The 11,790-nt window shown below is 71.1% G+C and carries 9 protein-coding genes; all 9 read right to left on the reverse strand.

The annotated features are described in order from the left end of the window. Positions 1-16: 16 nt before the first annotated feature. Complete coding sequence (murG, locus tag J5X75_RS06790) at positions 17-1,120, reverse strand: undecaprenyldiphospho-muramoylpentapeptide beta-N-acetylglucosaminyltransferase (protein ID WP_208466411.1); 1,104 nt, start codon at positions 1,118-1,120, stop codon at positions 17-19. After that, positions 1,120-2,553, reverse strand: coding sequence for an FtsW/RodA/SpoVE family cell cycle protein (locus tag J5X75_RS06795; protein WP_208466412.1), 1,434 nt, complete (start codon positions 2,551-2,553; stop codon positions 1,120-1,122). Before J5X75_RS06795 ends, murG begins: the two co-directional genes overlap by 1 nt. Positions 2,554-2,617: 64 nt before the next feature. Then, positions 2,618-3,736 carry a phospho-N-acetylmuramoyl-pentapeptide-transferase gene (gene mraY, locus J5X75_RS06800; protein ID WP_208466413.1) on the reverse strand — a complete coding sequence of 373 codons (1,119 nt, stop codon included), beginning with the start codon at positions 3,734-3,736 and terminating at the stop codon, positions 2,618-2,620. Continuing rightward, the gene (locus tag J5X75_RS06805; RefSeq protein WP_208466414.1) at positions 3,733-5,118 is read right to left on the reverse strand and encodes a UDP-N-acetylmuramoyl-tripeptide--D-alanyl-D-alanine ligase; all 1,386 of its coding nucleotides are present in this window, start codon (positions 5,116-5,118) and stop codon (positions 3,733-3,735) included. Before J5X75_RS06805 ends, mraY begins: the two co-directional genes overlap by 4 nt. Further along, positions 5,115-6,620: a UDP-N-acetylmuramoyl-L-alanyl-D-glutamate--2,6-diaminopimelate ligase gene (locus J5X75_RS06810; protein WP_208466415.1), complete on the reverse strand. Its 1,506-nt coding sequence runs from the start codon at positions 6,618-6,620 to the stop codon at positions 5,115-5,117. Before J5X75_RS06810 ends, J5X75_RS06805 begins: the two co-directional genes overlap by 4 nt. Before the next feature lie 56 nt (positions 6,621-6,676). Then, positions 6,677-8,944, reverse strand: a complete 2,268-nt coding sequence (locus J5X75_RS06815) for a peptidoglycan D,D-transpeptidase FtsI family protein (protein WP_208466416.1) — start codon at positions 8,942-8,944, stop codon at positions 6,677-6,679. Positions 8,945-8,950: 6 nt separating this feature from the next. Beyond that, positions 8,951-9,595, reverse strand: coding sequence for a cell division protein FtsL (gene ftsL / locus J5X75_RS06820; RefSeq protein WP_208466417.1), 645 nt, complete (start codon positions 9,593-9,595; stop codon positions 8,951-8,953). After that, on the reverse strand, positions 9,592-10,674 hold the full coding sequence (rsmH, locus tag J5X75_RS06825; protein ID WP_208466418.1) for a 16S rRNA (cytosine(1402)-N(4))-methyltransferase RsmH: 1,083 nt from the start codon (positions 10,672-10,674) through the stop codon (positions 9,592-9,594). Before rsmH ends, ftsL begins: the two co-directional genes overlap by 4 nt. Before the next feature lie 310 nt (positions 10,675-10,984). Continuing rightward, on the reverse strand, positions 10,985-11,416 hold the full coding sequence (gene mraZ, locus J5X75_RS06830; protein ID WP_208466419.1) for a division/cell wall cluster transcriptional repressor MraZ: 432 nt from the start codon (positions 11,414-11,416) through the stop codon (positions 10,985-10,987). Positions 11,417-11,790: the final 374 nt, after the last annotated feature.

The following is an 11,790-nucleotide window of genomic DNA, read 5'->3' on the forward strand; positions in this document are numbered from 1 at the left end:
CCCTCAATCCGCAGCATCAGCTCACCGCTTCCAGAACGAAGCGCAGGAGCTGCTCGTCACCGTCACGCCGGCCGTAACCCGCCGCCGCCGTGCCCATCTGGGCCAGCCGCTGCCGGTCCCGCGCCAGCGGGACGATGTTGCGCTCGATCCAGTCCGGCGTCAGCTCGCTGTTGTCCACCAGCAGGCCACCGCCCGCCTCCACCACCGGCAGCGCGTTGCGGCGCTGCTCCTGGTTGCTGAACGGGTACGGCACGTAGATCGCCGGCATGCCGAGCGCGGTCGTCTCGGCCACCGTGATCGCACCTCCCCGGCAGAGCATCAGGTCGGCGGCAGCGTAGCCGAGCTGCATGTCCGACAGGTAGGGCACGACGACATAGGGCACCGGCAGGTCGTTCGGCACCTCGAACGGGTCGTTGCGCCCGCCCTGCACGTGCAGCACCTGGATGCCGGCGTGGGCCAGGCGTTTGGCCGCGGCGGCCACGGCCAGGTTGATGGTACGGGCGCCGGAGGAACCCCCGGAGACGAAGAGCACCGGCAGGTCCGGCCGCAGTCCGAAGTGGTAGAGGGCCTGGGGGCGCAGCGCCGGCCGGTCCATGTGGGTGATCCCGGTGCGCAGCGGCACGCCGACCAGCCGGGCGTTGCGCAGCGCCTCGGCCTGCTCCAGCTGATGCGGGAACCCGACGGCGACGCGCTTGGTGAACTTCATGCCCATCCGGTTGGCCACGCCCGGCGGAACGTTCACCTCGTGGATCACGATGGGCAGCTCCCGGCGCCAGGCGGCCAGGTAGGCGGGCACCGACACGTACCCCCCGAAGCCGACCACCACCTCGGCCTGCACCTCGTCGATGATCTCGCCGGCCGCGTGGGCGGACCGGTACATCCGGTCCGGGGTGCGCAGCAGGTCGAGGTTGAGTGACCGGGGCAGCTGGAACGCCGGGATGGACCGCAGATCGTAGCCGGCGGCCGGGATCAGCTGGTTCTCCATGCCCTTGGGGCTGCCCAGCGTGGTGATCCGAATCTGGGGGAAGTGGCGCCGCAGAGCATCGGCGAAGGCGAGCAGCGGATAGATGTGCCCACCGGTGCCTCCTCCGGCGAGAACGACCGACCGCAGCGGACCCATCACCGTCTCCTTCCGCCCCCCGAGGTTTCGGGTGCCCGGCCGGCCTTCTTCTGGGCCGGCGGGCGCTGCTGTCCCGGCCGCCGCGGCGGGGGGAGCGGCGGCAGCGGGGCCCAGACTAGCCGCACCCATCGCGGCGTCGGACGGGCGTTCAGGGCACGTGACGCGTCCGGTTCCGCACGGGCGAAGGACGCCAGCATGCCGATCGCCGCCATAGTGACGATCAGGGCACTGCCACCTGCGGAGATGAACGGTAGCGGAAGGCCGGTGATGGGCAGCAGCTTCACCACGCCACCCATGTTGATCACGGCCTGGGCGACCAGCCAGGTGGTGATCGCGGTGGCCGCGAGACGGCGGAACGGGTCGTTCACCCGGCGGGCGATCCGGAAGCCGGTGTACGCCAGCACCGACAGCAGCACCAGCACCACACCGCAGCCGACGACGCCCAGTTCCTCGGCCACGATCGCGAAGATGAAGTCGTTGCCGGCCTCCGGCACGTACCCCCACTTGAGCGCGCTCTTGCCCAGGCCGACCCCGAACCAGCCGCCCTCGAAGATCGCCGACCGGCCCTGGATGAGCTGATAGCACCAGCGCCCGGCCTCGGAGGTGGTGTCGCAGTTCTCCAGCGGCTCCATGAAGGCGGTCAGCCGGCGCCACCGGTAGTTCTCCGCGTCCGCCGAGCCGGATCCGGCGCCCCGGGAGGCGGCCGCGATCAGCAGGCCGACACCGGCCAGGCCCAGCACGCCCAGGGCGCCGAAGATCCGCAGCCGGACGCCGGCCGCCCAGAGCAGGCCGACGATCAGCGCCAGCAGCACCAGCATGGTGCCCAGGTCGTTGTAGCCGACCAGGACGAACAGCAGGCCGATCACCGGGAACAGCGGCATGGCCAGCTCCCGCCAGTGGCCGAGCGCCGGGCCCTTGCGGGCGATCACGTCGGCGCCCCACAACACCATGGCCAGTTTGGCCAGCTCGCCCGGCTGCATGCTGACCGGGCCGAAGTACAGCCAGTTCAAGTGGGCCACGAGCGGGCCGAGCATCGGGTCGCCGTCGGCGTTCCGGCTCAGCACCCCCAGCGAGGCCAGCGCGATCATCGCGGCGAGGAGGGCGAGCAGAAGGACCGAGACGACGAGCAGGCCCCGGCCGAGCACCCGCAAGGTGACCGCGGGCAGCCGCTGGCAGATCCAGAAGGCGACCAGGCCGAGCAGCGCGTACACCGCCTGGCTGCTGATGTCCGTGAAGGCGTTGCCCTTCTCGGCGTACGCCTTCACGGACGTCGCCGAGAAGACCATGGTGAGGCCGATCAGCAGCAGCAGGGTGCAGCTGGAGATCAGCAGGTAGTACGACGACAGGGGTCTGGCCAGCAGCCCGTGCACCGCGGGCAGCAGCTGCCGGCTCAGTGACGGGCGGGCCGCTTTCTGGATACGGTCGTCCGCCATACCCCCATCTTCGTCCGATGTCCACATTCCGCCGCGTCACGTCGATGGCGTGTCGCGCGGAGATCTATCCCATGACCGCCAGGTGGTCGCTGTAGAACAGGCCCAGACCGATGGCGGCGCAGATGCCCGCGATGATCCAGAACCGCACCACGATGTTGACCTCGCTCCAGCCGGCCAGCTCGAAGTGGTGCTGCAACGGCGACATCCGGAAGACCCGCTTGCCGGTGGTCTTGAACGAGATGATCTGGATGACCACGGACATCGTGATGATCACGAAGAGGCCGCCGATGATGACCGACAGCAGGGTGGTCCGGGTGGCCACCGCGAGACCGCCGATCAGGCCGCCCAGCGCCAGCGCGCCGGTGTCGCCCATGAAGATCCGGGCCGGGTTGGTGTTCCACCAGAGGAAGCCGACACAGGCCGCCGCGGCCGCCGCCGCGATCATCGCGATCTCGAGGGGATCCCGGACCTGATAACAGTGCTGGGCGGTGAGCGAACCCGCCTGACCGACGTAGTCGTTGTCACCGCACCAGTGCCGGTACTGCCAGAACCCGATCAGCGAGTACGCGCCGAGCACCAGGATCGAGGCGCCGGTGGCCAGGCCGTCCAGGCCGTCGGTGAGGTTCACGCCGTTCGACATCGCCATGATGACGAAGACGAACACCATGACCGAACCGACCTTGCCGACGTCCAGCCAGCTCACGTCCCGGATGAAGGAGATCCGCTCGCTGGCCACGGTCTGCCCGTTGGTGCTCGGGAAGTACAGGGCCGCGATGCCGAAGCCGGTGCCGATCAGCAACTGGCCGAGCAGCTTGCCCTTGGCGCTGAGACCGTCCGAGTTGCGCTTGCGCACCTTGAGGAAGTCGTCCATGAAGCCGACCGCGCCACAGAAGACGAAGACGCCGAGCAGGACCAGCGCGGTCATGGTCGGCTTCTCCTGGGCGATCTGCCGCTCCGGGAGCGTGGTCAGTGCCACGTGCCCGGCCACGTACGCCAGGACGGTGGCGAGGATGAACGCCACGCCGCCCATCGTCGGGGTGCCCCGCTTGCCCAGGTGGGTCTGCGGGCCGATGGAGCGGATCGGCTGACCGGCCTTGAGCGCCGAGAAGACCCGGATCGCGATCGGGGTGCCGAAGAGCGAGATGAGAAAGGCGACCGCGGCCGCGACGATGACTGCCCTCACGTGGGCTGAACCTCCTCGGGGCGCCGCAGCCAGTCGGCGACGTCCCATGTGCGGTACCGGGAACCCTTGACCAGCACGACGTCGTCGGCGTGCGGGTCCTGGCGCAGAATCTCGATCGCGGCGGCCTGGTCGGCGGCGAAGTGCCCCGTGCCCCGCCACCCGGCCACGCCGGTCGCGCCGTCCAGGATCGGACGGGCCTCGCCGGCCACCACGATCAACCGGTCCACGCCCAGCTCGGCGGCGAGCCGCCCCACCTCGGCGTGTCCGGACACCTCGAACTCGCCGAGCTCGGCCATGTAGCCGAGCACGGCGGTGGTGCGCTTTCCGGAACCCATCGACGCCAGCGCCCGCAGCGCGGCCGAGGTCGACGAGGGGTTGGCGTTGTAGGAGTCGTCGATGACGACGATCCCGTCGGGACGGGTGAAGACGTCCATCCGGCGGCCGGACACGATGCCGACCTCGCCGAGCGCCGCGACCAGGTCGTCGAAGGCCATGCCGGCGGCCAGCGCCACGGCGCCCGCCGCGAGTGTGTTGGCCACCTGATGCTCCCCCGCCACCGAAAGCCGGACGTGCCCGGATCTCTGGCCGGAAACGAGAGTGTAGGAGGCCCGGCCCACCGCGTCCACGACGACATCAGTAGCGGTCAGATCACCCTTCGAACCGACCATGACGACTCGCGCCGACGTCCGCGCGGCCATGCCGGCCACCAGCGGATCGTCCGCGTTCAGGATCGCGGTCCCGGACTCCGGCAGTGCCTCGACCAGCTCACCCTTGGCCTGCGCGGTGCCCTCCACCGAACCGAACTCGCCGATGTGGGCGGCGCCCACGTTCAGCACCACACCGATCGACGGCTGGGCGATCTCGGTCAGATAGCGGAGGTGCCCGATCCCGCGGGCGCCCATCTCCAGCACCAGGAACCGGGTCTGGTCGGTCGCCTGCAACACCGTGTACGGAAAGCCGAGCTCGTTGTTGAGCGACCCGGCCGGCGCCACCGTCGGCCCGAGCCGGGACAGCAGCTGGCCGATGTAGTCCTTGGTGGTGGTCTTGCCGGACGACCCGGTCAGGCCCACCACGGTCAGCTTGTCCAGCCGGGCGACCACCACCCGGGCGAGGGCGGCCAGGGCGGCCAGCGGGTCCTCGACCACGACCCCGGGCACGCCGGTGTCCCGGGAGCCCAGGACCGCGGCGGCGCCCCGCTCGATCGCGACGCCCGCGAAGTCGTGGCCGTCCACCTTCTCCCCGGCGAACGCCACGAACAGGCCACCCGGGCCGATCTTGCGGGAGTCGTACTCGACCGGGCCGGTCACGATCACCGACGGGTCGCCGCCGGCCACCCGGCCACCGGTGATCGAGGCGATCTCGCCGAGCGAGAGCGGAATCATGCGTGCGCCTCCAGCGCCTGGGCGAGCTCGATCCGGTCGTCGAACGGCAGCACCTGACCGTTCACCTCCTGGCCCTGTTCGTTGCCCTTGCCGAGCACCGCGATCACGTCACCGGCGACGGCCTGCCGGACCGCCTCGTCGATCGCGGCCCGCCGTCCGGCCACCTCGATGACCTTGGCGGCGGTGGACGCCTCCTCCGCGCCCGCGCGCACCGCGTGGCGTACGGATGCCGGGTCTTCGGTCCTGGGATTGTCATCGGTGATGATCACCAGGTCGGCGCCGTGCGCCGCGGCCGCGCCCATCAGCGGCCGCTTGCCCTTGTCCCGGTCGCCGCCGGCGCCGATCACGCAGATCAGCCGCCCACCGCGCGCCGTGGCCAGCTCGCGCAGCGCGGCCAGCGCCGCCACGATGGCGTTCGGCTTGTGGGCGTAGTCCACGACGCCGAGGACCTCACCGGGCGCCTCGACCTGCTCCAGACGGCCGGGCACGCCCCGGCAGGCCGCGATGCCCTCGCCCGCGACCGCCGGGTCGATCCCGACGGCGACCAGCAGGGCCAGCGCGAGCAGCGCGTTCGCCACGTTGTGCAGGCCGGGCAGCGCCACCCCGGTCGCGACGGTCAGGCCGTCCGGGCCGTGTGCCGTGAACCGCTGGCCGAACGCGGACGGCCGCACGTCGGAGGCCCACCAGGTGGCCGCGGTGTCCCCGGCCGCCGAGTAGGTGATCGTCCCCTCGCGGAACAGGCCCATCACGGCCGGGTCGTCGTGGTTGAGCACCGCCACCGCGGACCGGCCGTCGAAGAGCCGCGCCTTGGCCGCGAAGTACTCCTCCGAGGTCGGGTGGAAGTCCAGGTGGTCCTGGCCGAAGTTGGTGTACCCGGCGGCGGCGAACCGGATCCCGTCGGCCCGGCCCATCACCAGCGCGTGGCTGGAGACCTCCATGACCACGGCCTGGACGCCGTGCTCCAGGGAAGCGGCGAGCACCGCCTGCAGGTCGGTGGCCTCCGGGGTGGTGCGGACGCTCTTGACCACCAGGTCGCCGAGCCGGGTCTCCACCGTGCCGACCAGACCGGTCACCAGCCCGGCGGCCCGCAGCCCGGACTCGACCAGGTACGACGTGGAGGTCTTCCCGGCCGTGCCGGTCACGCCGATCATGGTGAGCCGCCGGGACGGCTCCCCGTAGATCGCCGCCGACGCGGCGCCGAGCACCGCCCGCGGGTCGGCGGCGACGAGCGCGGGAAGCCCCGCGGCGAGCGCGGCGGGCAGACCGGCCGGGTCGGTCAGGACGGCCACCGCACCGGACCGGGCGGCGTCCGCGATGAACTCCGCGCCGTGCCGGTTGGCGCCGGGCAGGGCCGCGTAGAGATCACCAGGACGCACCGCGCCGCTGCTGTGGGTGACGCCGGTGACCGGGACGTCACCGCCGGTCAGCTCTGCCGGTATCAGCTCCGCCAGCCGCCTCAACAGGCACGGCGTGACGGTCTCGGGACGTGGAATGCCGGACACGGCGTCAGACCCTACCCCGTACCCGGGGGCTTGCTGTCAACGCCATGCGACCCGCTTCACTCCTTGATCTTGAAGTTCGGCGCCTTGCTACCGGACGGTGGCACATGGTTATGAAGAAGGGTGTAATTCATCATCTCGCTGAACGCCGGGGCCGCCACGTCACCGCCGCCACCCTCCCGTACGTCCATCGACACGCCGATCACGTACCGCGGGTTGTCGGCCGGCGCCATGCCGATGAAGGAACTGGCGTTGTGGCTGGTGTACTGGCCGTCGATGAGCATCTTGCCGGTGCCGGTCTTGCCCGCCACCCGGTAGCCCTGGACCGCGGCCGCGCCACCGGTGCCACCGTCGACGTCGACCACGGCCTCCATGATCAGGCGCAGCTGGCGGGCCACGTCGGCGTCCAGCACCCGGTGCGTCTCCGGCGCGGCGGCCGGGGTCACCTCGCCGTCCTCGCCGGAGATGGTCGCCTTGATCAGGTGCGGCTGGATGTAGACACCGTCGTTCGCGATGGCCGCGAACCCGGCCGCCATCTGGATCAGGGTCGCCGAGACGCTGTGGCCGATCGGCACGGAGCCGTACGAGGACCCGCTCCAGTCCTCCGGCTTGAGCAGCTCACCCTCGGCCTCGCCGGGCATCCCCTCGCCGGTGGCCCGGCCCAGCCCGAACTTCCGCTGGTACTCGTAGACCTTCTCCTTGCCGAGCCGGTCCGCGATCAGGATGGTGCCGACGTTCGACGAGTAGGCCATCAGCCCCGGCAGGGTCATCCGGGTGCCGGTCTTCTGCGGATGGGTGTCCTCGAACTTGGTGTCGCCCTTCTTGATCGCCGGACCGATCTCGATGAGCTCGTCCGCCTTGATCAGGCCCTCCTGGAGGGCGGCGCCGAAGATGAACGCCTTGTGGCTCGACCCCGGGTCGGTCACGATGCTGCTGGCCGCGTCGATCCGCTCGTCGGCGTCGTACTTCTCGGCGTCCGCGGCGTTGTAGGGCGGGTAGCTGGCCTGGGCCAGCACCTCGCCGGTCTGGATGTCCAGCACCACGGCGCTGCCCACCGTCGCGTTCTGCTTGCGGCCGGCCGTGTTGAGCACCCGCTGCACCTGGTACTGGAGGTCCTGGTCGATGGTGAGCTGCAACGAGCTGCCCGGCCGGGCCGGGGTCTCCTGCTGGAATCCGCTCGGGATCGGCAGGTTCAGCTTCTTGCCGGTGCCGACCTCGAAGACCCGCTTGCCGTCGGTGCCGTGCAGCAGATCGTCGTAGCGCGCCTCCAGCCCCTCGAGGCCGTGGTGGTCGTCGCCGGTGAAGCCGATCAGGTTCGCCGCGAGGTCCCGGCCGGGCACGTCACGCCGCTCATCGGAGTGCGTGTAGATCCCCGGCAGGTCCAGCTCCTCGATCGCGTCGGCCACCGCGACCGGCACGCCACGGGCCAGGTAGCGGAACTTCAGCCACTTGCCGAGCACCTGCTTGCGGCCCATGTCCTCGAGCAGCTCGGACTGCCGGATGCCGAGCAGCGGCGCCAGCTTGGCCGCGATGGCGGCCACGTTCTTCCGCAGTTCCTCGTTCTCCGGGTCGACGTAGACGTAGCGCGCCTCCACGCTGTGCGCGAGCACGTGGCGGTCCCGGTCCAGGATGCTGCCGCGCGGCGCCGGCAGCGCCACCGTGCTGAGCCGGTTCTCCCGCAGCTTGAGCAGGCTCTCGGCCTCCTCCGGGGAGGTCGCCACCTGGAGCACCACGAGACGGACCCCGATGGTGACGAACAACGACAGCGCGAGCACGGTGCCGAGCCGCAGCCGGCGGGTGCTGTTGGCGAGCTTCGGCGGCTCCGACGGGACCGGCTTCGGCCTGCTGGTCACGGTCCGTCGTGGTCCGGATCCCCCTTTTCCGGTACGGCCGGGCGTCTCGCGTCCACGCCGCTCCGGCTGGCGTTCCCGGGGTTTGCCGGCGCTCTTCTCGCGGGGTTTGTCGGCGGCCCGGGGCTTGTCGGCGGCCTTCTCGCGGGATTTGTCGGCGGCCTTCTCGCGGGGTGCCGGCGGCTGCTCGGCCGGGCGGCCGCGGCCACGGGTCCGCTGGCCGCTCTCGCCCCCGTCGAGCACCTGCAACGCCGGCCGGAACGGGTCGGCGTTGCGGCCCCCGGTACGTGGCACCCGCCCCCGCTCGGCCACGGTCCGGCCGCGCGGGGTGTACGCCCGCGCCTCCCCGATGCTGGAGAACCCGCGCCGGCCCTCCCGGGGGTCGTCGGGCTGCTCGTCGCCCGGCAGGTCACGTGACGAACCGCGCCGGGGCTGCTTGCCCCGGCGCGGTGCCTCGTCCTCGTTTCTCGGCGTCATGCCGGCCTACTCCCCGGTCCCCGCGGACGGCGTGCCCGCCCGGCTCAGGTCGTCGGAGGCGGTCACCGGCCGGTCGCCCCGGCCCGGCACCGGCGTCCGGACGATGGTGCCCTCCGGCAGCCAGATCACCGCGGGCGCCTCGGCCGGCACCAGGCCGAGCCGCCGGGCCGCCGCGGCCAGGTTGCCCGGGCCGGACTTCTCGACCAACTGCCGGTCCAGCTCCTGCTGCTGCTTGTCGAGCGCGACCTTCTCCTTGCGGAGCGCGTCGAGCCGGAAGGACCGCTCCACGGTCTTGGTGTTGATCAGCAGGATGCCGACCACACCGACCAGGACCACGGCGATCACGGTCGCCGCGAAGGTGGCCCGCGGCGCGCGGATCGGCAGCGGCGGCGCGACCCACAGCCGGGTGCGGCCCGTGATCGGCGGCGTGTCGCCGGTCACCTCGATGTTCAGCGCGGTGGCTCCGTCGACCGACGCGGGCTCGGCCGCCTCCCGGCCCCGGATCCCTGACCGGCGCGTGTCGGAACGACCGGACCGGCGTGCCCCCCGCACACCGCTGCTTCCGGTCTCGGCATCGCGGCTCACCCCGGCTTTGTCGCGCGGCTGCGCCGATCGGCCCCCCGACCGCGGCGCGTCGGATCGCTCGCTCATGCTCGTCCCTCCCCCTCTTCCTCGTTCGCCCCCGGGCGTAACCGCCCTCGTCCCCCGCGAGTTGTAGACATCCGGGGCCGTTCGCGGACCGCCCCGACTGCCTGGTTGTGCTTCCGGCTCTGCTCCTGCTCGTCGATCCGTTCCACGGCGCGCAGCTTCACCGAGGCCGCCCTCGGGTTCGCCGCCACCTCCGCCTCGCTGGGCGGCTCGGACCCACGGGTCAGCAGCCGCAGACTCGGACCGGTCCCGGGCAGCTCGACCGGAAGGTCGACCGGCCCGGTACTGCGCGACCTCGCGGTGAGTTCGCGCTTGACGATCCGGTCCTCCAACGATTGATAACTCATCACCACAAGACGCCCCTGGGGCGCCAACACGTCCAAGGCAGCAGGAACCGCTCGCTCGAGCACTTCCAGCTCGCCGTTCACCTCAATGCGTAGTGCCTGAAAAGTCCTTTTTGCCGGATTTCCACCCGTTCGCCGCGCGGCGGCCGGGATGGAGTCCTTCACCAGCTCGGCCAGACGAGCGGTCGACGTGATCCGGGCCTTCGCCCGCTCCCGCACGATCGACGACACGATCCGCGGCGCGAACTTCTCCTCGCCGTACTGCCGCAGGATGCGCACCAGCTCACCCGGCGCGTACTCGTTGACGATCTCCTCGGCGGTCACCCCGCGGGACTGGTCCATCCGCATGTCCAGTGGGGCGTCCTGCGCGTACGCGAACCCGCGGTCCGCCTCGTCCAGCTGCAACGAGGACACCCCGAGATCGAACAGTCCGCTGTGGATCGCCGGGATGTCCAGCTCCGCGAGAACCCGGGGCAGCTCGTCGTAGACGGCGTGCACCAGGCGCGCCCGGTCACCGAACCGGATCAGGCGGTGCCGTGCGTGCGCCAGCGCCTCGGTGTCCCGGTCCAGCCCGACCAGGACCACGTCCGGAAACCGCTCCAGGACCGCTTCGGCGTGCCCGCCCAGACCCAGCGTGAAATCGACGTGGACGGCACCCGGCAACTCCAGAGCGGGAGCGAGCAGTTCAACGCAGCGCTCGAGCAGCACCGGCACGTGTGTGCCCCGCGGCTCCCCCATGTCGCCCCCCAATTGCCTTACCCGTCCGCGTCTCACCCGGTTGTTCAGTTACTGCCGTTCCGGCCCGGCCCGCCCTCCGTACCGCCAGATCCCCATCCGCTCTGTCCGTGCCGGCGAACCGGCTGGCGGACACACGCCTGGCGCCGGGGAAGAGGCGCCAGGAGCGGGAGCGGCTGGAGATCTCGCAGTACGGCGGCATCGAGGATTTGTTCACGACGGACTCGCCGTCACCCGATCCGCTACTCACGGAAGGTCGTGAACAACCCTCGGACGATCCGGGCCGAACCAGCGGCCCACCGAGTGCCACGCCCTACAGTCCGCCGGGCAGCACCCCCTCCTCGATGCCGGCGAACTCTTCCTCGCTCGCCGAGAGGTAGTCGTCCCAGGACTGCTTGTCCCAGATCTCGACCCGGGTGCTCGCACCGATCACCACCAGGTCGCGACCAAGGCTGGCATACTCCCGCAAATGGGCAGGAATCGTGACTCTGCCTTGCTTGTCAGGCACCTCGTCGTGCGCGCTGGCGAAGAACACCCGGCTGTACGCCCGGGCCGCCTTGTTCGTCACCGGCGCCTCACGGAGTTGGCCGGCGATGCGCTGGAACTCCGGCATCGGGAACACGTAAAGACAGCGCTCCTGCCCTTTCGTGATCACGACACCTCCCGCCAGCTCATCACGGAACTTCGCCGGGAGGATCAGCCGGCCCTTCTCGTCGAGGCGCGGAGTGTGCGTGCCGAGAAACATCGGCCCCCACCCCTTTGCCGTGGCGCCCGCTCCTTCGCGGAGGGAGTGGACCGCCTGTCAACTCGGGCCGGCAGGTCCGGCTGCGCTCCTCCGCCCCTGCCACTGGGCCCCACTCTACTCCACTTCCCTCCACCTGCAACCCGAAAGCGATCGCTCGCGAGGCCTTTTCGCGGACGAAATCCCTGTTCACAGGCGGTGGAGCGGAGTGGAGGGCCAAGCGCATGATCAACCCGGTCCGGTTTCCGACATCGGGCGCCGCGGGTACGAAAACACCCGCGCCCGAGGCGATCGGGACGGGTGCGTGGAGGAAAGTGGAGACGCCTGTGGGGTGGGGCCCGGAACCGGGGCCACCCCCCCCCGCCGGGGCGTATATA

Origin of the sequence: Actinoplanes flavus (genome assembly GCF_017592555.1) — a bacterium.
In the GTDB taxonomy this organism is placed as follows: domain Bacteria; phylum Actinomycetota; class Actinomycetes; order Mycobacteriales; family Micromonosporaceae; genus Actinoplanes; species Actinoplanes flavus.